This window comes from Variovorax paradoxus, from assembly GCF_030815975.1.
Classification (GTDB): domain Bacteria; phylum Pseudomonadota; class Gammaproteobacteria; order Burkholderiales; family Burkholderiaceae_C; genus Variovorax; species Variovorax paradoxus_N.
Map to the genome: position 1 here is coordinate 1,613,852 of NZ_JAUSXL010000002.1, position 19,495 is coordinate 1,633,346.

Sequence of the window (19,495 nt, forward strand, 5' to 3'; positions counted from 1 at the left end):
TTCGCTCCCGCACCGCGGGGCTCGAATGCTTCGACCAGTTCCGGTTTGGGCCGCTATGGGTATCTCGAAAAGATACTTTCCGGCACCTTGCGCGCCGGAGAGGCCGCGCCTCAGGCGGCCAGCAATCCGCTCACGCGCTGCTGCAGCGCCTCGGGCCGCACCTCGACCGGCGGCACCGCATGGCCGACGTTGAGCCCCACGCGGCTGAAGAAGCCGCGGCGGAAGGGCTTGGCCATGGCCACGTTCTCGCCGCCGCGCAACTCGATGCGGCTGAAGTACGAGCCCCAGAGATTGGTCAGCGCCATCGGAATCACCGGCGGCTCGATGCCTTCGGCGCGCGCGCTTTCGATGATCTTCATCACGCCGCCCTTGAAGGGTTGCAGCTGGCCGTCGCGCGTGATGGCGCCCTCGGGAAAGATGGCCAGCAGATCGCCTTCGCGCAGCACGCCCAGCGCCTTGGCAAAGGCCGCTTCGTAGGCCGCCGGGTCTTCCTTCTGCGGCGCGATGGGAATCGCCTTGGCCAGCCTGAACAGCCCGCCGAGCACCGGCACCTTGAAGATCCGGTGGTCCATGATGAAGCGGATCGGGCGCGGGCTCGCGGCCATCAGCAGGATGGCGTCGATGAAGCTCACGTGGTTGCACACCAGCACCGCGGCGCCTTCGGTGGGAATGTGCTCGTCGCCCTTGATCTCGAAGCGGTAGACGAAGTGCGACAGCATCCACGCGATGAAGCGCAGCAGGTATTCGGGCACCAGCATGAAGATGTAGAACGCCACCACCGCGTTGGCAATGCCCGTGAACAGGAAGATCTGCGGAATCGTGAAACCGGCCCCGAGCAATGCGCCCGCAATGACCGAGCTGCCGATCATGAACAGCGCATTGAGGATGTTGTTGGCCGCGATGATGCGCGCGCGGTGCGTGGGCTGGCTGCGCAGCTGGATCAGCGCGTACATCGGCACGCTGTACAGCCCAGCGAAGAGCGACAGCAGCGCCAGGTCGGCCATCACGCGCCAGTGCGCGGCCTGGCCCATGAAGGCGCCGAGGCCCATGACCGCCGAGGAGGCAAGAGCACCCGCTGCCGCGGGTGCGGGCGGCAGACCACGCGACGCAAAGTACAGGTCGATGGCGAACACGCTCATGCCGATGGCGCCCAACGGCACCAGCCCGATCTCCACCTGCCTGCGGCTCAGCGTCTCGCACAGCAGCGAGCCCACGCCGATGCCCACCGAGAACACCACCAGCAGCAGCGAGGCCACCTGCTCGTCGCCGTGCAGCACCTCCTTCGCGAAGCTGGGGAACTGGCTCAGGAACACCGCGCCGAAGAACCACATCCACGAGATGCCCAAGAGCGAACGGAACACCACGATGTTGCCGTGCGCGAGCTTGAGGTTGCGCCACGTCTCGCTGAACGGGTTCCAGTTGATCACCAGCCCCGGATCGGTGGCGGGCGCCTGCGGAATGGCCTGGGCCACGCCGCGCCCGACCAGTGCCAGCAGCACGCAGGCCACCGCCACCGTGGCGTGGCCGATCTGCGGCAGCGCCACCAGCAGCCCGCCCGCCACCTGTCCGAGCAGGATGGCGACGAAGGTGCCCATCTCGACCATGCCGTTGCCGCCCGTGAGTTCGCGCGCGTCGAGCACCTGCGGCAGGTAGGCGAACTTGACCGGGCCGAACAGCGTGGAATGCAGGCCCATGAGGAACACGCAGCCCAGCAGCACCACCGCATCGGCGCGCACGAAGCCCCAGGCCGCGAGCAGCATGATCGCGATCTCGAGGTTCTTGACGAAGCGGATCATCTTCGTCTTGTCGAACTTGTCGGTGAGCTGCCCCGCCGTGGCCGAGAACAGCAAGAACGGCAGGATGAACAGCGCGCCGATGGCCAGGCCCGCCATGGCCGGCGGCATCCAGCTCAGCTGGAGCTGGTAGGTCACCATGACGGTGAAGGCGAACTTGAAGAGGTTGTCATTCGCCGCGCCGGCGAACTGGGTCCAGAAGAAGGGCGCGAAGCGCCGCTGCTTGAGCAAGGCGAACTGGTTGGCGTGGGCGTTCGCTTCGTGCGGCGCGGTGGCGGCAGTGGCAGCAGCGGCGGGGGTTGTCATTCGAAACATCTCCTCTTGTTATCTACACTGGCGCAGCGACACGAAATGCGCGGAGACTGGGGGCGAGCCTATATCGTCAAGGCGGCTGCGTCGGGATTGTGCCGCAGCAACGTCGCGCGCCAGCTTATGTCGAGCTTGCGCAGCGCCGCCAGCACCGGCAGGCCCGCCAGCGATGCCGTCAGGTGCTTGAGCGTGTGTCCGGACACCACCTGCTGCGTCGCCTCGTAGATCGCGTGGTCCGCCAGCTCGAAGACCTTGGCCAATGCATAGAAGCAGATCACCCAACCCAGCCTGAGCCCGACCGCGCCGCGCATCGGCGTCGCCAGCGCGAGCGTGAGCACCAGCGCCATGCCGCCGAACTGCACGATGGCCCAGGGCAGCACGTTGCCGCTTTCCTGGAACACCTCCGCCGACAGCAGTCCGGCCATCAGCACGAACCAGGCGGCCGGCCAGCCGGCGCGCTGGCTCACGCGCTCGCAGACCGCGATGCCGATCAGCCCCGCGAAGGCCACCGCCATGCCGGCGCGGTCGGCCGCGAGCCGGTGGGCATCGGGCAGCAGGTGAAAGAAGGCCGATCCCGCGGCGGTGGCGACCAGCCCGGCGAAGAAAAGCCAGGCGCAGTCGAGCGTGTTGTCCGGCGGATCGTTGGCCGGCGGCGCCAGCGGGAACTGCGCCAGCGCCTCCTGGTGGGCCCGGTCGATCCGGTTGAGCCGGTACAGGCCCCAGAAGCCGATCAGCAGGAAGGGCAGGTTGCTCAGCACGTCCATGGCGTTGGGCAGGCCATGCCAGCTGCGGCCATCGGCGAACACCGAGGCAATGGCCACATCGGCCGCCGGCAGCGCCGGGCCGAACAGGGCCACCAGCGCGAGCAGCGCAAAGGTGAAGAGCAATCCGCGCTCGCGGCGGCTGAGGGTGGGCAAAGGCATGGCGGTCCTCGGTGGTGGTGGGTGGTACGAGCCGCGGAATTTAGTTGCCAGTCTCTCTACAGGCATCGAGAATCGATACGAGGCACTAATTCACACCTTTCGGTATCTTTTTTTAATACCTCCTTCCGCATCATCACCCTCATGAGCACCACTGTCGACCTCGTCCAAGCCCTCAAGAACGAACTCAAGAGCGCCCGCATGACCTACGCCGACCTGGCGCGCTCGCTCGACATGGCCGAATCCAGCGTGAAGCGCATGCTGGCCAAGAGCGACATGCCGCTGTCGCGCGTCGACGCGATCTGCCGTGCGCTCAAGATCGACTTCGCCGAGCTGGCGCGCCGCGTGGCCGACGCTCAGCCGCTGCTGAAGGAGCTCACGCACGAGCAGGAGAAGGCGGTGGTCAAGGACAAGAAGCTGCTTCTCGTGGCCATCAGCGTGCTGAGCCAGTGGACGCTGGAGCAGATCGTGGCGGCCTACCGGATCAGCGAGGCCGAGTGCATCGGCTGCCTGGCGCAGCTGGACCGCATCGGCATCATCGAGCTGCGCCCGCTCAACCGCTACCGGCTGAAGCTGGCCAAGACCTTTCGCTGGCGGCCGCACGGCCCGGTGATGGAGTTCTTCCGCGAGAACGTGGTGCTCGACTACTACGCGGGCGGCTTCGATGGCCCGGCCGAGGGGCTGCTGCTGGTGCACGGCCAGATCAGCCGCTCGCTCGCGCCTGCCTTCCTCGAACGCCTGCAGCGCGTGGCGCAGGACTTTGCGCAGCAGCACCAGACCGACCAGAAGCTGGCCGCGAAGGACCGCGAGGGCTACACGCTGCTGCTGGGCATGCGCAACTGGGAGTTCGAAGCTTTCACGCGCCTGCGCAGAGCTTGAGGCCAGACAGCCGGCCACCCCAGGAACACCGAGGAACCGGCTTTGCCGGGCCTCTGGTGTTGCCCCCGGTAGGGGGTTGGAGAAGCGACACGAAGTGCGCGGAGCCTGGGGGCGAGCCTTATTTCGCGGCCTCTAGTGCGTCGCGCGTGGTGCGCGCGGCCTTTTGGGCCGCCTCGGCAAAGTCGTCGCCCGAGGAGGCGTAGATGATGGCGCGGGACGAGTTCACGATGATCGGCGCATCGGCGCGCCAGCCGGCGCGCACCGTGGCCACCGCATCGCCGCCCTGGGCACCGACGCCCGGAATCAGCAGCGGCACCGTCGGCGCGAGTTCGCGCACGCGCTCGATTTCCGCCGGGTAGGTCGCACCCACCACGAGGCCGAGCTGCCCGTTGAGGTTCCATGGGCCCTGCGCCAGCTTGGCCACATGCTCATAGAGAAAGGGCTGGCCCTCGATGTCCGCCAGGCGCTGGCCCTGCAGGTCGGAGCCGCCGGGGTTGCTGGTGCGGCACAGCAGGAAGGCGCCCTTGCCCTGGTGCCTGAGGTAGGGCGCCACCGAGTCGAAGCCCATGAAGGGCGACAGGGTCACCGCGTCGGCGCCGTAGCGTTCGAAAGCCTCGATGGCGTACTGCTCGGCCGTGGAGCCGATGTCGCCGCGCTTGGCGTCCAGGATCACGGGCACATCGGGCGCGTTGCGGCGCATGTGCTCCATCAGTTGTTCGAGCTGGGCTTCGGCGCGGTGGGCCGCGAAATAGGCGATCTGCGGCTTGAAGGCGATGACCAGGCCGGCCGTCGCGTCGACGATGCGCGCGCAGAAGTCATAGATGCGGCTGGCGTCGCCCTTGAGCTGCCCCGGGAACTTGGCTGGCTCCGGATCGAGCCCCACGCAGAGCAACGAACCGTTTTTTTGCTGTGCAGTGGCCAGCTTGTCGAGGAAAGTCATGGGTCGATTTTAAGGATGCCGCTAAAGGCTCCCCGGCCCATTCGTGAAACACCGCGGAACCGGCTTTGCCGGGCCGCTGGTGTTGCCCCCTGGAAGGGGGTTGGCGCAGCGACACGAAGTGCGCGAAGACTGGGGGTCAGCCTTGTTCTGCGGCCAGGCACAGGTCGGCCCAGGCGCGGGCCTTGTCGGCCGGGTTCCGCAGCAGGTAGGCCGGGTGGTAGGTGGCCACCACCGGCACCCCATTGGCCGAAGGCAGCGGCACCGCGCGGCCGCGCAGCTTGCCGAGCGGATCGGTGCTTTGCATCAGGCTCTGGGCGGCCAGCGGACCCATGGCGAGCACCAGGCTCGGCGCCAGCGCGGCGGCATGTTCCCCGAAAGCCTCGTCCATGGGACGCGGACTGCCGGGCTGGCCGGCGCCCACGCCGCGGTGCGTGCGCATCAGGTGCACCGGCGTCCTGCCGTCGTGCAGCCCGAGGGCGCGCAGCATGTTGTCGAGCAGCTTGCCGGCATCGCCCGCAAAGGGCTCGCCGTGGCGGCCGTCGGCTTCGGGCGGCATGTCGGCCACCACGAGCCAGCCGCCTTGCGCCGCTTCGGCTGCGGCCTCGGCGTAGAGGCGGCGAGGCGCGTCGACCAGCACGGCAGCGCCCTGCGCGAGCAGCGCGGGCGCGGGGCGTGCCGCCGGGGCCGGTGCTGCAACGGGCCTGGCGGCCGGGGCAGGCACAGCGACCGGCGCTTCGTCCACGGATTGCTCGCGAGCCGATGGCGGCGGCGCGGCGACCGCAGCCATTTCCGCGGCCACGGGTGCGGCTTCGGCAACTTCGGGCATCGGCCACCAGACCTTCACGCCCATCTCGTCGAGCATCGCGCGCCGGCGGGCGTCGAGCTTCAGTGTCTGTACCGCGTTCATCGCAAGGCTCCCCAGGCAGAGCCTGATTCATTCAATCGCAGGCTCATGACGACCGCGTCTTCACGCTTGCCTTCATGGGCCGGGTAGTAGCCCTTGCGCACGCCGACGCTGCGGAAGCCCTGGCGCATGTAGATGTCGAGCGCACGCCGGTTGCTCTGGCGCACCTCGAGCCAGAGCCACTGCGCACCCTGCGCGCGCGACCAGCCGGTCAGCGCCTCGAGCATCAGCGGCGCCCATCCCTGGCGCTGGAAAACCGGCGCCACGGTGATGTTGAGCAGGTGCACCTCCTCCACGCCCTTCATGGCGACGAAGTAGCCGATCAGCGTTTCGCCGAGGCTGGTGAGCGGCGTCGCCAGGTCCGGCCTGGCAACCGGGGCCAGCAGGCATTGGCAGTGGTAGCCGACCGCCATCGAATCGATGAAGTTGGCCCGCGTCCACGGATGGCTGTAGGCCGTCTGCTCGACCGCGCAGACAGCGTCGAGCCGCTCGACGGTGAGCGGTTCGAGGCGGGCTTCGACGGGCTGAAGGACGGCGCTCATGGGTTGCTGGCAACAGGCGGAACCGCCAGGGCGGCGGCCTTGATGGCGGCGCGCTCGTCGGTGGTTTGCGCCACTTTATCGCGAACATAGAGCGGCCAGGCATGCGCCGCATCCACCGTGCGCCCCGCGGCCAGCAGCGCGGGCGCCAGCCGGAGCATGGCGGTGGCCGTCGGCAGCACTTCGTGGCGCGCCGTGGCCGATGCCAGGCGCGGGCCGTAAGCGGCAAAGGCATTGCCGGCCAGCGACCAGCCGGCGGGCACTTCCAGCGCTTCGGGCGCGAGCAGCAGCGGCTCGTCGCCGGTGCCGCCCAGCGCGCCGCCGGCATCGAAGTCGTAGCGCGCGGCATAGAGCTGGTCCATGCGCGCGTCGAGCACCGCCACCACCTGGCGTGCGCCGAAGGCGTGGCGCGCCTCCTCGGCCACGGCCAGCAGCGTGTCGACCGGCAGCAGCGGCACGCCGGCGCCGAAAGCCAGGCCCTGCGCCACCGAGCAGGCGGTGCGCAGGCCCGTGAAGGAACCCGGCCCGCGGCCGAAGGCGATGGCGTCGAGCGCGGCCAGTGCGAGCCCGGCCTCGGCCAGCAGTTGCAGGATGAGCGGGATCAGCGTGCTCGACGCCTGCGCGCCGCCGGCCCCGCTGTGCGTGAACAGGCGCTCGCCGTGGCGCACCGCCACCGACAGGTGCTCGGTGCTGGTGTCGAAAGCCAGGAGCTTAGCCATCGCGGCGCCCCGTGGCGGTGGCCGGCATCGCGGGCCGCGCAGCCGCGCGCCCACCGGCCGATGTTTTCTGTACGCCGAACAGGATGCCGGCAGTCACCAGCAGCAGGCCGGCCGACAGGCTCCAGTGCAGCGGCTCGCCGAGCCAGATCACCGCGCCGAAGGCCGAGAGGCCGGGCACGAGCGCCGTGATCATGGTGCTGCGCACCGGCCCGAAGTACTGGATCATCTTTGTGAAGGTAATACCCGAGACGACGACCGAGCCGACGCCCTGGAACAGCATCTGGAACGCCACCTCGCCCCACGGCGCGGAGCCGATGCGGCTCACGACCGCGCCGCCCGCCACCAGCAGGCTGTAGACCGGCACGTAGGCCAGCAGCGCGAACACGGTGATGGCGATGGTCGCGCGCACGGCGTCGAGCCCGTGGCGGCGCGCCACCACGCTGTAGCAGGCCCAGCAGAAGGCCGCGGCCATGAAGAGCAGGTCGCCCTTCCAGACCTCGCCGCCCTCGAAGGCATGCAGCAGGCTGCGCCCGCCGACCACCAGATCGCCGGCCACGATCAGCACGAGGCCGAAGGCGCGGCCCGGCGTGATGCGGTCGCGCAGCACCAGGGCGGCCAGCAGCGTGGTCCACAGCGGCAGACTGCCGGGCATCAGCACCGCGGCGTGGCCCGCGGGCGCGAAGAAGAAGCCGCTGTAGGCCAGCAGGGCATAGGCCACGCCGCCGAAGATCCCGGCGCTGGCCGTGACCCGCAGCGACAGCGGCGACAGGCCGAACAGCGACGACGCGGTGCCGTCCTTCTGCCGCCGGCCCTTCATGACCATCCAGACGCCCCAGGGCACCAGCACCAGGCTGGCACCGCCAATGCGCGCCAGCGCCAGGTCGAACGGGGTGAGCGAGCGCGCGGCCGAGGCCCGGGCGATCACGATGAAGGCGGTCCAGACCAGCACGGTAACCACGGCCGCACCGATGCCGAGCGTGCGGGGCGAGAAACGGGGCATGGCGGGCATTCCTCGATTATCCAGGGCAGGCCGCGGCCGCGCCGGCCTGGGGCGAATCGCCGGGCGCATGCGGGCGTCAGCCGCCGTCGCTGCGCAGGATGGCAAGCCCGGCCTTGCGCAGCGGCGCCAATGCGGCGGCGGGCGCTTCCGGCGACACCAAGAGGCTGGTGGCGGCCGAGACGGGGTGGATGACCCAGGCCGAAGCCGCGCCGATCTTTTCCGACGAGGCCAGCACCACCGTCTCGGCCGCGGCCGCCATGAGCGCACGCTTGATCGCGGCCTCCTCGACGTCGCCGGTGGTCAGCCCGGCCTCGGCATGCACGCCGGTCACGCCCAGGAAGCAGGTGTCGGCGTGGACGCGCGAAATGGCGTCCACGGCCGCGGCGCCCACCGCCACCATCGAATGCCTGAAGAGGCGCCCGCCGATCAGCACCACCTCGATGCCGGCATGGCCCGCCAGCTCGACCGCTACCGGCGGGCTGTGCGTCACCACGGTGGCGCGCAGGCTGGCCGGCAGGTGCCGCGCCATCTGCACGGCCGTGGTGCCGCCGTCGATGAACACCACCTGCCCGGCCCGCACCAGCCGCGCCGCGGCGCGGCCGATGGCCACTTTTTCCGCGGTCGCGAGCTGCAGGCGGCCCGCGAAGTCGGCTTCGGCCGGGGCGACCGGCAGCGCGCCGCCGTGCACGCGCTGCAGCAGCCCCTCGGCGGCCAGTTCGCGCAGGTCGCGCCGGATGGTGTCTTCCGACAACGCCAGCTCCTCGCTGAGCGACTTGGCAACGACGTTGCCGTCGCGCTGCAGGACCGAGAGGATGTGTTGCTTGCGCTGGCGGGTGAGCATCGGGCGATGGTAGCGGGCAGGACTGCCGATTGCACGAATTTTCTTGTTTCTGCACGAATTTGCGCCTAAGCTGCGCGCCATGACGACCCTCCACGACCGCGTCCGGGTGCACGAAGTCACCCTGCTTTCCGACAACTGGTACACGCTCAAGACCACCGCCTTCGACTGGCGGCGCAACGACGGCCAGTGGCAGCGCATGCACCGCGAGACCTACGACCGCGGCAACGGCGCCACGCTGCTCCCATACAACCTCGCGCAGCGTACGGTGCTGCTGACGCGGCAGTTCCGCTATCCGGCCCTCGTCAACGGCCATGACGACCTGCTGATCGAGGCGGCGGCCGGCTTGCTGGACAACGCAGCGCCTGAGGATCGCATCCGCGCCGAGGTGGAAGAAGAACTCGGCTATCGCCTGGGCGCGGTGCAGAAGGTGCTCGAAGCCTTCATGAGCCCGGGCTCGGTGACCGAGAAGCTGCACTTCTTCATCGCCGAATACGAGCCTTCGATGCGCATCGGCGACGGCGGCGGCTTGGCCGAGGAGGGCGAGGACATCGAGGTGCTCGAACTCGGCATCGACGAGGCGCTGGCCATGGTGGCGGACGGGCGCATCGCCGACGCCAAGACGGTGATGCTGCTGTATCACGCGCAACTGCATGTTTTTCCGCCGAGATAATCGGCACGATGCGTCTTCTTCGTCGTCTCTCCTTCCTGCGCACCGCCTGCGCGCTCTCCTTCACCGCCCTGGCCGTTCCGGGCGCCCTTGCACAGCAGGCCTTTCCAGGCGAAGTGGAGGCCGCCCTCGCGCGCGCCAAGGTGCCGCGCGACGCGGTGACGATGCTGGTGGCCGATGCCGACGGCCTGCGCCCGCCGCGCCTGGCCTGGCGCACGCAGGTGCCGGTGAACCCGGCGTCGATCATGAAGCTGGTCACCACCTACGCCGCGCTCGACCTGCTCGGTCCGGCCTTCAGCTGGAGCACACCGGTCTATGCCGACGGCACGGTGAGCAACGGCGTGCTCAACGGCAACCTCTACATCAAGGGCCAAGGCGATCCCAAGCTGGTGCTGGAGCGCGCCTGGCTGCTGCTGCGGCGCGTGCAGGGCCTGGGCATCACCACCGTGAGCGGCGACATCGTGCTCGACCGCAGCGCCTTCGACAACACGATCGAGAACGACCCGGCCGCCTTCGACGGCGAACCGCTGCGGCCCTACAACGCCTCACCCGACGCGCTGCTGGTCAACTTCAAGTCGGTCAACATGATCTTCACGCCCGAGCGCGGCGGCCAGCAGGCGCGCGTGAGCTACGAGCCGCCGCTCGCCAGCGTGTCGATGCAGCCCACGGTGGCGCTCGCGCCCGGCGAATGCGGCGACTGGCGCGCGGCGCTCAAGCCCGACTTCAGCGACCCGAACCGCATCCGCTTCCTGGGCGCCCTGCCGGCCGCCTGCGGCGAGAAGAGCTGGGCCGTGGCCTATGCCGATCCGCGCACCTACGGCCTGCGCGCCATCGGCGGCATGTGGGCCGAGATGGGCGGCCGCGTCGGCGGCCAGATGCGCGACGGCCGGGTGCCGGCGGGGCTCAAGCCGGTGTTCGAGTTCGGCTCGCCGCCGCTTTCGGAAGTGGTGCGCGACATCAACAAGTACAGCAACAACGTGATGGCGCAGCAGGTTTTCCTCACGCTCGGGCTCGCGCAGAAGAACCGCGGCAGCTTCGAGGCCTCGCGCAGCGCGCTGGGCCAGTGGTGGCGCGAGCGCATCGGCACCGGCGAGGCGCCGCCGGTCTTCGACAACGGCTCGGGCCTCTCGCGCGACGAACGCATCAGCGCCGCAGCGCTCGGCAAGATGCTGCAGGTGGCCTGGCGCTCGCCGCTGATGCCGGAGCTGGTGTCGTCGCTGCCCGCCATGGGGGTGGACGGCACGCTCAGGAAGCGTGCGCTGCGCTCGGGCGGCGCGGCCCACCTGAAGACCGGGTCGCTGCGCGATGCGGCCGGCGTGGCCGGCTATGTGCACGGCGCGAGCGGCCGGCGCTACGTGGTGGTGGCCATTGCCAACGGCGAGAACGCAGGCGCCGCGCGCGCCGCGTTCGACGCGCTGGTGGACTGGGCTTCGCAGGACAACTAGCAACGGCGACCAGCCATCGAAAGCTGCGGGCGGCCGGCCTCCTGGCCTCATGTCGATCCGCGACATGTCGGCGTCGCATCGAGCGAACCCGCGGCGCGGGGCACAACTACAGTCGAACCGGCATCTTTAACCGCCTTAACCGCCCGTTCGGAGCCCACTTATGACCCGCGATCTGTCGAGCCTGAATCGCCGCCGTTTCATCACCGGCACCACCACTCTGGCGCTGGCCAGCACACCCCTGGCCGTACTGGCCCAGGCCAAGCCGATCCGCATCGGCTGGACCGCATGGTCGGACGCCGAGGTGGTGACCCAGCTGGCCAAGCTGATCCTCGAGCAGCGCCTGGCGCAAAAGGTCGAACTGGTCATGACCGACGTCGCGCTGCAGTACGCCGCGCTGCAGCGCGGCCAGATCGACCTGATGCTCATGGCCTGGCTTCCCGGTACGCACAAGGCCTACTGGGAGAAGGTCAAGGACGACGTGGAGGACCTCGGCGTGCTCTACACCGACGCCCGGCTGGGCTGGGCCGTGCCCGACGAGATCCCCGTGTCCGTGCTGCGCTCCATCGAGGACCTGAAGAAGCCGGAGGTTCAGGAAAAGCTGAATGGCCGCATCCAGGGCATCGATGCCGGCGCCGGCCTGATGAAGCTGTCGGAGGCGGCGATCAAGACCTATGGCCTGGACTACAAGCTGCAGGCCGCCTCCGACGCCGCCATGGTCTCGACGCTGGACCGCGCGATCCAGCGCAAGCAGTGGATCGTCGTGACGACCTGGTCGCCGCATTGGATGTTCTCCCAGTACAAGCTGCGCTACCTCGAAGATCCCAAGCAGACGCTGGGCGGCACCGAAGAAATCCACGCGCTCGCGCGCAAGGGCTTTGGCGCGGCTTTCCCCAAGGCGGCTGCATTCGTGCGCAACATGAAGCTGCCGCTGGCCGACCTCGAGGCCGTGATGTTCAAGGCCCGCGAGAGCAGCGCCGCGAAGGAAGCGGCGGCCTACGTCTCGACGCACGGCGAGGTCGTGGAACGCTGGCTCGCCAACGCCGTCTGAAGGTCCGCGCAGCCGGATCAGCCGGCAGCAGCGGCGCTCCTCATCACGAGAGGTGCATGGCCGCGCCGCCGCCGGCAGCCTGCTCGGCGGCCAGCATGCCCGCGACGGTGCCCGCATCCGGCGCCGCGCCCAGGTGCACCAAACCCTGGCCGCCTCCTTGGCGCCTGTGATCGCTGGGCGAATGCCCGAACTGGGCCCTGTAGGCCTTGCAGAAATGCGATGCGGTCTGAAAGCCGCAGGCGACGGTGATCTGCATGATCGGCGCGCTGGTGTGCGCCAGCAGCTCGCGGGCGCGGCGCAGGCGCAGCGCCAGGTAGTGCTGCGCGGGCGTCACGTCGTGGTAGCGATGGAACAGTCGCTCCAGCTGGCGCAGCGAAACGCCGGTCGCATCTGCGATCTCCGACAACGCCAGCGGTTCCTCGATGTTCGCGGCCATGAACTGCGTGGCCTCGACCACGTGCTCGTAGCCAGGCCCGACGAACTCGGGCTGCGGCAGCTTCTGCTGGTCGGTCTGGTCACGTACGCGATCGATGATGAACTGCTCGGAAATCGCCATCGCCAGCTTGCTGCCATGATGGCCGCGCACCAGGTGGAGCATCAGGTGCAGCGGCGCGATGCCGCCGGAAGCCGTGACGCGGTCGCGATCGACGACGAAGACCTCGAGCGCGAAATGCACCTTGGGACAGGCTTCGCGCAGCGCCGACAGGTTCTCCCAGTGCACGGCACAGCGGTAGCCGTTCATGACGCCGGCCTCCGCCAGCGCGTGCGTGCCGGTGCACAGCCCGCCCAGCTTCTGGCCCCGGGCCGCACGGCGGCGAAGGTCCTGCACCACGGCATCGCTGATCGCCTTCTGCACTTCCACACCGCCGCAGACGAAGACCACGTCGCACCCGTCCAGGTCGGCGAGGCAGCCCGGGTTCGCAAACCTGAGGCCGTTGCTCGCGCGGATGCCCTCGCCGTCGACCGTGGCGATGCTCCAGGCATACAGCCGCTGCCCGCTCAGCAGATTGGCCATGCGCAGCACTTCCAGCGCATTGGCAAAGGCAATCATCGAGTAGCTGTCGAGCAGCAGGAATCCGAAGTGGCGGACCGTCGAATCGGAACAGGAAGTTGCAGTCATCGTGGTGGGGCGTTTTTTTGATCGGCCGACCGCTCTACGCTCTCGCTAACTCGCGCCGTGATCTGCAGGGCCTATGGGCGGCGCACGCTATACAAGCTCATCGCGACTTCGGTTTTGATTCTCATCAAGGCAGGCGCTACCAGCACCGGGACTTACGCTTAGGGAATCTGTGCACAAGGTGTCCAATCCGGCGAGCACGGGAGGCGCCGGGCGCCCCATCGTCGTGCCGTCGCACGCTCGCCTGTTCCACTTATGCAAGCGCCGCGCCAGGACGTTGCCGAAGCTTCTGCGGCCGATGTCCAATCCATGAGCGGTGCGCTCGAGGCATCGCGAGATCCGAGCCGGCCACGCCCGCTCGCGAGGCCCGCTAGGCAGGAGGACGAACGAGCGCCAGCCTGCGCAGGTGGTCCAGCAGCAATTGCGCCTTGTCCATGGCGGAGCCGTCGCGGACCACGGTACCGCCCTGGCCGGCCGATTCGGCCGCCCCCGTCGCACGTGCCATGCGCGCAGCGCCGCTTTCCGTGGATACCGGCGCCAGCGCTCGCCGCTGCTTGCGTGCCGGCTCGAAGCGCCAGTCGGCGGCAGCCTTCGACCGCGAGGACGCGGGCGCGGCCGTGAGCGGCTCCACGATGCGGCCCGCCTGTGCGGCCACCCAGGAATGCCGCTGCAGCAGATCCTCGCGCTGCGCCAGGCGCGGGCTGGTCACGAGCACCGCCGGCACCCCCGGCTCCAGGTGCCAGGAGCGGCGCGCGCCGCGGGGCAGCGCCTGCACGACACGCCAGCCCCCGTCCGCTTCGCGCAGCAGGTCGATCACCTCGTGGATCACCGGCCGCTGCAGATGCTGCGCCAGCGCATAGGGCAGCAGCCCGCTGCCGGGCCCGGATTCGGCACGCGGCCCGGTGATGGCCAGTGCCCCATCCCGGCAGGCGCTTTCGAGCGTGGACGCGACCTCGTCCAGCGTGGCATCGCCATGGACCGGCAGCCGCGTGAGCTGGCTCACGCCCTGGGCCAGGTACTCCCGTGCGACGCCGGCCGGCATATCGCCCGCCGTGCACAGCCGCGGCTCCCGGCCTTCGCCCAGCGCCTTCTGCGCCAGCGCGACGGCTGCGGCGTCGGCCCGACTGCGCGTGGCGCGGCCGCTGGTGGGATCGATCCGCACGCACACCAGGACCACGATCCCGGATCCTTCGATTGCACTCATTGCACCACCTCCGGCGACTGCTGCGCCGCGCGCACCAGCGTGAGCAGCGCGCGCATCAGGTCCTGCACATCCTCGGCCACGATGAATTCCGAGCGCTGCGCGATCGGCGCGGCGGGGTCGGTGTTGACAGCCATCACATGCCGGCATTCGCGTATGCCCTGCAGATGCTGGACCGCGCCGGAGATGCCCATGGCCAGGTAGCCGCGGGCCTGCACGGTGCGGCCGGTGGCTCCGATCTGCTGGCTGCGCGGGAAGCGCCCGTCGTCCACCGCCACGCGGGAGGCGCCCACGGCGGCGCCCAGCGCTTCCGCCAGCTGGCGGAACAGCGCGACGTCGGTGACGCCGTTGCCGGCAGCCAGGATGAAGTCGGCCTCTTCCAGCGCGACCTGTTGCGCCGTGCCGGCAACGCAGCCCAGGTCCCGCAGGCCGGCAACCGGCCGCGCCGCGGGCGCTTCCAGCACCAGCTGCTCGCCCAGGCCGAGAAAAGGCAGCTCGGTGCGCGCAACCTGGCGCGCGACCAGCAGCAAGTCCAGGCCGGCGAGCTCCGCCGTCGCATCGCCGCTTGCCCGGTCCACGGTGCCGTGGTCGCGCACGCGGGCGCGGCCGTCGGCGATCTCGACCACGGACACAGCCGACGACAGGCTCTGCGCCACCGCCAGGCGGCGTCCCAGATCCGCGTCATCACCCCGGTCGGGCATGAGCACCAGCCGGGGCCGCAAGGCCCGCCAGCGCTGCGCCACGGCCTCGGCCAGCAGGTCGGCCGTGGTCGCAGGCGCGACCGGCAGGAGTTCGAGCCGGTCGATGCCGAGCGCGCGCGCATCGAGCTGCAGCGCCGCATCGGCGCAAGGAATGAGGACAACGACGGCCTCGTCGGCGCGCGCCAGCAGCGCTGCCGCGGCGATGGCCTCGCGGGCGTGCTCGTCGAGGCTGCCGCTGTCGGGATGGGTCACGACCAGCAGGCAGTCCGGGACCGCCTGCGCCAGGCGCGGACGGCGCACGGCGGCATGGCTGGCGGCGGACTGGCGCAGGTCTCGCTCGCCCTCGGTGCCCCCCAGGACGATGCGGCGCAGGCCCTGCGGCGTGATGAGCGCCGGACGGCGCGGATCGACACGCCGGATCATGCTGTCGCCTCCACCGCGCGCGCCACCAGTTCGGCCACGTCCAGCACTTCGGGACGCTTGCCGACCACGCCTTCCAGCATTGCGGTGCACTGCGGGCAGGCCACGGCCAGGATCTCGGCGCCGGTGGCGCGGGCGTCGTCCATGCGGATGTCGGGAATGCGGCGCTGGCCCGGAATGTCGGTGGCCGGTGCCCCGCCTCCGCCGCCGCAGCAGCGCGCATTCAGGCCGTGGCGCTCCATCTCGACGACGCGGATGCCGATGGCCTGCAGCGCGCGCCGCGGCGCTTCGGTCTGCCCGTTGTAGCGGCCGAGATAGCAGGGATCGTGCAGCGTGACGGTCATCGTCGGCGCATCATCCGCGCGTGTGGCCGGCCGCAGTGCCTTGCGCTCCAGCAGGTCGGCCAGCAGTTCGGTGTGGTGCCACACGCGGGTCTGGCCGCCGGCCAGGCGCCGGGCCCAGTCCGCATCGAGCAGCGGGTATTCGTTGCGCAGCGCGTGCAACAGGTGCGGATCGGCCGTGACGAGGTTCGCCGCCGGCCGGCCCTGCAGCGTCGCGATGAGCTGGCGCGCCAGGCGCTGGTAGCCCTCCTCGTCTCCGAGGCGGCGCGCCACGTCGCCGCAGTCGGTTTCGGCCGCGCCCGGCACCGCCGGGACGATGCCGCCGGCCTTCATGGCCTGCACCAGCGCGCGCAAGGTCTTCTGGCCGCGCATGTCGAAGCCGGCCTCGCCCGCCAGCAGCAGCCACTCCGCCTGCTGCCCCGGCTCGGCCAGGGGCAGGCCCAGGTCCACGGCCCAGTGGTAGCGCGCGGCCAGCGGATGGCGGCCCTGCGTGTCGGTCTCGCGCAGCGCGGCCAGCACCTCGCCACCCTTGTTGGGCACCACGCCGCCTTCCATCGTGAGATTGCGGCGCAGGTCCACCACCAGGTCGACGTGCTCGATCAGCATCGGGCACGCCTGTACGCAGGCGCGGCAGGTGGTGCAGCTCCAGAGCGTCTCGGCCTCCACCAGGCCGGGCACTGCACGCCGGTCCGGCGCGCCGTTGTGGCGGCCGAGTTCGTGGCCGGGATAGGGATTGCCGTGGTAACTGGCGTCGCTGCCACCCGCCATGCCGATGACGAGATCCTGGACCAGCTTCTTGGGATTGAGCGGCTGCCCCGCGGCAAATGCGGGACAAGCCGCCTCGCACTTGCCGCACTGCACGCAGGCATCGAAGGACAGCAGCCGGTTCCACGCCAGGTCGGCCGGCTTGGCGACGCCGGGCGCATCGCGGTCCAGCGCGAGCGGCCTGAGCGCGCTGGCAGGGCGCTGCGCGGCCGGGCCCACCTGCTGGCGCCGGAAGCGCTCGGGGCGCGGATGCAGGCCGAGATGCAGCAGGCCGGCCACGGCATGCTTCATCGGCCCGGCCAGGCCGACGCCCAGCGCCAGCTCGGCGGCGCCGGCGCACAGCGCAAGCGCGCAAAGCGCCGCCCACCACGGCGCGATCTGGTCGTGCCACAGCGCGCCGATGGCCAGTGCGCCCATGCCGGCGGCGCCGGCGGCCAGCGTCCACGGCAGCCGGGTCCAGGGCCCGCGCGACACCCGCGCGGCCACGGCAGGCTGGCGCCGCCGCTGCGCCATCATGAGTGCGCCTCCCAGCATCAGCGCGGCGCAGGCCACCAGCGCGATGTCCAGCACCGCCAGCCGCAGCCGCAGGCCATCGTTGATGGCAACCAGCGCCAGGCAGCCGAGCGCGCCGCCGGCCACTGCGACGTGCGCGCGCGCCACGGCGGGCTCGCGCGCCACGACGTCGTGCAGGTCCACGAAATAGCGCTTGGGGATGGCCAGCAGGCCGCTCCAGGCCACCGGCGCCGGGCGGCCGCGGCGCCACAGCGCCGCGCGCCGCGCCGTGCCCACGGCCAGCGCCGTCACGGCCAGCCAGAACACGGCGGTGACAAGGTCCCGCCACACGAAGGCAGACATCAGGCTTTCCATGCTCAGAAGTCCTTGGCGAGGCGCAGCGCGTCGTAGATGGCGCCGTGGATGTTGTGCATCGACACGCCGTCGCCGATGCGGAACAGCGCGAACTTCCCTTCGCCGCGCAGCGCCTGCGACAGCACCGGCTGCGGCTGTGCGGCGTAGAGCGCGTCGATGTCGGTCTGGCCGCGGTTGACGGAGCGCTCCTTGAGCTGCCAGTACAGCGCCTCGTCGGGGCGGATGCCGTTCTCGATCACGACCTGGTCGACGACGCGCTCCTCCTGCGCGTCGGTGTACTCGTTGCGCAGCAGCGCCACGAGCTTGTCGCCGTCCGGCGTCGTCTCGCGGTAGACGCGGTCCAGCCAGTGGTTGGGCGTGAAGATGGCGCCGTGCGCATAGAGGCCCCGGTAGAAGATCGGGAAGGTGGTGCCGCCGGTGTCGTCGGCGATCTTCACGTCCGGCGTCACCAACTCGACCAGATGGCCGCGGCTGGCGATGAAGTCGGCCACGCCGCTGCCCGCATGCGTGCTGATCGCGTCGTACACCAGCACGTTGCCCCGCGGCGCGACGCGGCCGCTCAGGATGTCCCAGCCGGACACCGACAGGCCCTCGGCCACGCCCCAGCCCGGGGTCTGGCCAGTGTGCGGGATGCCGCCGGTGGCGAGCACGACGATGTCGGGCCGCTCGTCCATGATCATGGAGGCGTCGGCCTCGGTGTTCAGCCGCCGGTCCACGCCCAGGCGCAGCGTTTCCAGGTCGAACCAGCGGATGATGCCGGCCATCTGTTCGCGCTTGGGCGCCTTGGCCGCCAGGTTCACCTGTCCGCCGACCTGGGCCTGCTTCTCGAACAGCACCACGTCATGGCCGCGCTCGCGCGCCACGCGGGCCGCTTCCAGCCCCGCCGGACCTGCGCCCACGACCACCACCTTGCGCTTTGGGCCTGTGCTCCTGGCAATGGTGTGAGGCATGGTGCGCTCGCGGCTGGTCGCGGCGTTCTGCACGCACAGCACGTCCAGGCCGTTGTACTGCCGGTCGATGCAGTAGTTGGCGCCGACGCACTGCTTGATCTGGTCCTCGCGCCCGTCGCGGATCTTGATGACCATGTGCGGATCGGCAATCTGCGCGCGCGTCATCCCCACCATGTCGACCGTGCCGTTGGCGAGCAGCCGTTCGGCCTGCTGCGCATCGCGGATGCTCTGGGCGTGCATCACCGGAATCTTCACCACGCTCTTGATGCCGCCGGCCAGGTGCACGAAGGGCTCGGGCGGCAGCGCCATGGGGGGCATGCAGTTGGCCAGCGTGTTGTGCGTGTCGGCGCCCGAGCCGATGACGCTGAGGAAGTCGATCAGGCCGGTTTCGCTCATGGCCTGGGCGATTTCCTTGAATGCCTCGTGGTCCAGGCCGTCCTCGTGGAACTCGTCGCCGCACATGCGCAGGCCCACGCAGAAGTCGCGGCCCACCTCCTCCCGCACGGCGTTGAGCACCTCGATGCCGAAGCGCAGCCGGTTCTCGAGCGAGCCGCCGTATTCGTCGGTGCGGTGGTTGCTGCGCGGACTCCAGAACTGGTCGATGAGGTGCTGGTGCGCGGCCGAGATCTCGATGCCGTCCATGCCCGAGGCCTTCACGCGGCGCGCGGCCCGCGCATAGTCCCGGGCGATGCGGCGGATCTCCTCGATCTCGATGGTCTTGGCGTTGCCGCGGTGAACCGGCTCCCGCACGCCCGAAGGGCTGACCAGGTGCGGCCAGTCGAAGCCGTGCCAGGCATTGCGCCGGCCCATGTGCGTGGCCTGGATCATGATCTTGGCGCCGTGGCCGTGCATGGTCTCGGCGAGCTTGGCGAGGCCCTCCATGGTCTCGTCGCGCGAGAGATTCACGGAGCTCCACCAGTCGCTGGGACTGTCCTTGGCCACCGGGCTGGAGCCGCCGCAGATGGCCAGGCCCACGCCGCCGCGGGCCTTCTCTTCGTAGTAGCGGATGTAGCGCTCCCCGGGCATGCCGTTCTCGGCATAGACCTCGGCGTGGGCGGTGCTCACGATCCGGTTGCGGATCTTCAGCTGGTTGAGCTGGATGGGTTCGAACAGGTGCGGGTAACGCATG

At 70.1% G+C, this 19,495-nt stretch carries 17 protein-coding genes; 4 read left to right on the forward strand and 13 right to left on the reverse strand.

Going from position 1 to position 19,495, the window contains the following annotated elements:
* Positions 1–110: 110 nt before the first annotated feature.
* On the reverse strand, positions 111–2,099 hold the full coding sequence (locus tag QFZ47_RS11420) for an MFS transporter (RefSeq protein WP_307655732.1): 1,989 nt from the start codon (positions 2,097–2,099) through the stop codon (positions 111–113).
* A 68-nt stretch (positions 2,100–2,167) separates the two neighbouring features.
* Complete coding sequence (locus QFZ47_RS11425; protein WP_307655733.1) at positions 2,168–3,025, reverse strand: hypothetical protein; 858 nt, start codon at positions 3,023–3,025, stop codon at positions 2,168–2,170.
* 141 nt (positions 3,026–3,166) lie between these two features.
* Between QFZ47_RS11425 and QFZ47_RS11430 the strand changes: the two genes are divergently transcribed.
* Positions 3,167–3,901: a helix-turn-helix domain-containing protein gene (locus QFZ47_RS11430; RefSeq protein WP_015867820.1), complete on the forward strand. Its 735-nt coding sequence runs from the start codon at positions 3,167–3,169 to the stop codon at positions 3,899–3,901.
* 118 nt (positions 3,902–4,019) lie between these two features.
* On the opposite strand, the gene pyrF is transcribed toward QFZ47_RS11430, so the two are convergent.
* The 6 genes from pyrF to QFZ47_RS11460 form a co-directional block, all read right to left on the reverse strand.
* On the reverse strand, positions 4,020–4,841 hold the full coding sequence (gene pyrF / locus QFZ47_RS11435) for an orotidine-5'-phosphate decarboxylase (RefSeq protein WP_307655734.1): 822 nt from the start codon (positions 4,839–4,841) through the stop codon (positions 4,020–4,022).
* Between the two features lie 136 nt (positions 4,842–4,977).
* Positions 4,978–5,748, reverse strand: a complete 771-nt coding sequence (locus tag QFZ47_RS11440) for a uracil-DNA glycosylase (protein ID WP_307655735.1) — start codon at positions 5,746–5,748, stop codon at positions 4,978–4,980.
* A complete protein-coding gene (gene rimI, locus QFZ47_RS11445; RefSeq protein WP_307655736.1) occupies positions 5,745–6,287 on the reverse strand; it encodes a ribosomal protein S18-alanine N-acetyltransferase in 543 nt (180 codons plus the stop codon). The genes QFZ47_RS11440 and rimI overlap by 4 nt, the downstream gene beginning before the upstream one ends.
* On the reverse strand, positions 6,284–7,003 hold the full coding sequence (tsaB, locus tag QFZ47_RS11450) for a tRNA (adenosine(37)-N6)-threonylcarbamoyltransferase complex dimerization subunit type 1 TsaB (RefSeq protein WP_307655737.1): 720 nt from the start codon (positions 7,001–7,003) through the stop codon (positions 6,284–6,286). The genes rimI and tsaB overlap by 4 nt, the downstream gene beginning before the upstream one ends.
* On the reverse strand, positions 6,996–8,012 hold the full coding sequence (locus QFZ47_RS11455; protein ID WP_307655738.1) for a DMT family transporter: 1,017 nt from the start codon (positions 8,010–8,012) through the stop codon (positions 6,996–6,998). Before QFZ47_RS11455 ends, tsaB begins: the two co-directional genes overlap by 8 nt.
* 67 nt (positions 8,013–8,079) lie before the next feature.
* Entirely contained in the window at positions 8,080–8,844 is a 765-nt protein-coding gene (locus tag QFZ47_RS11460; protein ID WP_307655739.1) for a DeoR/GlpR family DNA-binding transcription regulator, read from the reverse strand.
* 79 nt (positions 8,845–8,923) lie between these two features.
* Between QFZ47_RS11460 and QFZ47_RS11465 the strand changes: the two genes are divergently transcribed.
* The 3 genes from QFZ47_RS11465 (at position 8,924) to QFZ47_RS11475 (ending at position 12,004) form a co-directional block, all read left to right on the forward strand.
* Positions 8,924–9,514, forward strand: a complete 591-nt coding sequence (locus QFZ47_RS11465) for an NUDIX hydrolase (RefSeq protein ID WP_307655740.1) — start codon at positions 8,924–8,926, stop codon at positions 9,512–9,514.
* A gap of 8 nt (positions 9,515–9,522) precedes the next feature.
* Entirely contained in the window at positions 9,523–10,956 is a 1,434-nt protein-coding gene (gene dacB / locus QFZ47_RS11470; protein ID WP_307655741.1) for a D-alanyl-D-alanine carboxypeptidase/D-alanyl-D-alanine endopeptidase, read from the forward strand.
* Between the two features lie 160 nt (positions 10,957–11,116).
* A complete protein-coding gene (locus QFZ47_RS11475; protein WP_307655742.1) occupies positions 11,117–12,004 on the forward strand; it encodes a glycine betaine ABC transporter substrate-binding protein in 888 nt (295 codons plus the stop codon).
* Between the two features lie 43 nt (positions 12,005–12,047).
* On the opposite strand, the gene QFZ47_RS11480 is transcribed toward QFZ47_RS11475, so the two are convergent.
* The 5 genes from QFZ47_RS11480 to QFZ47_RS11500 all read right to left on the reverse strand — a co-directional run bounded on the left by QFZ47_RS11480 (position 12,048) and on the right by QFZ47_RS11500 (position 19,494).
* Complete coding sequence (locus QFZ47_RS11480; RefSeq protein ID WP_307655743.1) at positions 12,048–13,124, reverse strand: GlxA family transcriptional regulator; 1,077 nt, start codon at positions 13,122–13,124, stop codon at positions 12,048–12,050.
* A gap of 367 nt (positions 13,125–13,491) precedes the next feature.
* A complete protein-coding gene (locus QFZ47_RS11485; RefSeq protein WP_307655744.1) occupies positions 13,492–14,325 on the reverse strand; it encodes a hypothetical protein in 834 nt (277 codons plus the stop codon).
* Entirely contained in the window at positions 14,322–15,446 is a 1,125-nt protein-coding gene (locus QFZ47_RS11490; protein WP_307655745.1) for an electron transfer flavoprotein subunit alpha/FixB family protein, read from the reverse strand. The genes QFZ47_RS11485 and QFZ47_RS11490 overlap by 4 nt, the downstream gene beginning before the upstream one ends.
* A complete protein-coding gene (locus QFZ47_RS11495; RefSeq protein ID WP_307655746.1) occupies positions 15,443–17,404 on the reverse strand; it encodes a DUF3483 domain-containing protein in 1,962 nt (653 codons plus the stop codon). Before QFZ47_RS11495 ends, QFZ47_RS11490 begins: the two co-directional genes overlap by 4 nt.
* Before the next feature lie 14 nt (positions 17,405–17,418).
* The gene (locus tag QFZ47_RS11500) at positions 17,419–19,494 is read right to left on the reverse strand and encodes an NADH:flavin oxidoreductase (protein WP_307655747.1); all 2,076 of its coding nucleotides are present in this window, start codon (positions 19,492–19,494) and stop codon (positions 17,419–17,421) included.
* Position 19,495 lies beyond the last annotated feature (1 nt).

What these genes read in the sequence shown, in the direction of transcription:
- QFZ47_RS11420 (WP_307655732.1), bottom strand. Translation starts at nt 2,099, where the DNA reads ATGACAACCCCCGCCGCTGCTGCCACTGCCGCCACCGCGCCGCACGAA.
- QFZ47_RS11425 (WP_307655733.1), bottom strand. Translation starts at nt 3,025, where the DNA reads ATGCCTTTGCCCACCCTCAGCCGCCGCGAGCGCGGATTGCTCTTCACC.
- QFZ47_RS11430 (WP_015867820.1), top strand. Translation starts at nt 3,167, where the DNA reads ATGAGCACCACTGTCGACCTCGTCCAAGCCCTCAAGAACGAACTCAAG.
- pyrF (WP_307655734.1), bottom strand. Translation starts at nt 4,841, where the DNA reads ATGACTTTCCTCGACAAGCTGGCCACTGCACAGCAAAAAAACGGTTCG.
- QFZ47_RS11440 (WP_307655735.1), bottom strand. Translation starts at nt 5,748, where the DNA reads ATGAACGCGGTACAGACACTGAAGCTCGACGCCCGCCGGCGCGCGATG.
- rimI (WP_307655736.1), bottom strand. Translation starts at nt 6,287, where the DNA reads ATGAGCGCCGTCCTTCAGCCCGTCGAAGCCCGCCTCGAACCGCTCACC.
- tsaB (WP_307655737.1), bottom strand. Translation starts at nt 7,003, where the DNA reads ATGGCTAAGCTCCTGGCTTTCGACACCAGCACCGAGCACCTGTCGGTG.
- QFZ47_RS11455 (WP_307655738.1), bottom strand. Translation starts at nt 8,012, where the DNA reads ATGCCCGCCATGCCCCGTTTCTCGCCCCGCACGCTCGGCATCGGTGCG.
- QFZ47_RS11460 (WP_307655739.1), bottom strand. Translation starts at nt 8,844, where the DNA reads ATGCTCACCCGCCAGCGCAAGCAACACATCCTCTCGGTCCTGCAGCGC.
- QFZ47_RS11465 (WP_307655740.1), top strand. Translation starts at nt 8,924, where the DNA reads ATGACGACCCTCCACGACCGCGTCCGGGTGCACGAAGTCACCCTGCTT.
- dacB (WP_307655741.1), top strand. Translation starts at nt 9,523, where the DNA reads ATGCGTCTTCTTCGTCGTCTCTCCTTCCTGCGCACCGCCTGCGCGCTC.
- QFZ47_RS11475 (WP_307655742.1), top strand. Translation starts at nt 11,117, where the DNA reads ATGACCCGCGATCTGTCGAGCCTGAATCGCCGCCGTTTCATCACCGGC.
- QFZ47_RS11480 (WP_307655743.1), bottom strand. Translation starts at nt 13,124, where the DNA reads ATGACTGCAACTTCCTGTTCCGATTCGACGGTCCGCCACTTCGGATTC.
- QFZ47_RS11485 (WP_307655744.1), bottom strand. Translation starts at nt 14,325, where the DNA reads ATGAGTGCAATCGAAGGATCCGGGATCGTGGTCCTGGTGTGCGTGCGG.
- QFZ47_RS11490 (WP_307655745.1), bottom strand. Translation starts at nt 15,446, where the DNA reads ATGATCCGGCGTGTCGATCCGCGCCGTCCGGCGCTCATCACGCCGCAG.
- QFZ47_RS11495 (WP_307655746.1), bottom strand. Translation starts at nt 17,404, where the DNA reads ATGTCTGCCTTCGTGTGGCGGGACCTTGTCACCGCCGTGTTCTGGCTG.
- QFZ47_RS11500 (WP_307655747.1), bottom strand. Translation starts at nt 19,494, where the DNA reads ATGCGTTACCCGCACCTGTTCGAACCCATCCAGCTCAACCAGCTGAAG.